The organism is Nonomuraea sp. PA05 (assembly GCF_008086045.1).
In the GTDB taxonomy this organism is placed as follows: Bacteria; Actinomycetota; Actinomycetes; order Streptosporangiales; family Streptosporangiaceae; genus Nonomuraea; species Nonomuraea monospora.
The window spans coordinates 1-305 of the sequence record NZ_VSEY01000124.1 but is presented as its reverse complement, the minus strand read 5'-3'; the positions used below and the strand labels follow the sequence as shown (position 1 = coordinate 305).

Below are 305 nucleotides of genomic sequence, written 5' to 3'. Positions count from 1 at the left end.
ACTCTACGAGTCGGGGTACGCGCTCGGCCAGCGCGCCCTGCAACTCGTGGAATCCGGTGAAGTGGTGGGCTTCATCGCCACCCCTGGGGCGCTGAACATCCAGCCCAGGATCGACGGGGCCGAGCAGGCGATCAAGGACTCGGGCAGATCCATCACGTTCAACCCCGTCGGCACGAACGCCGACATCACCAAGGGGCTGTCGATCATCGACGCGTACGTCCAGGGTCACCCCAGCCTGGCCGGGATGCTCGCCGTCGACGCCGGGTCCACCCAGTCGATCGGGCAGGTGGTCAAGAAGTACTCCC

The 305-nt window shown here is 66.2% G+C and carries 1 protein-coding gene; it reads left to right on the top strand.

Features of this window, described 5'->3' with window-relative positions:
• Positions 1 to 305: substrate-binding domain-containing protein (locus FXF51_RS60310; RefSeq protein WP_148443845.1), on the top strand; the 305-nt coding region annotated here is incomplete at both ends.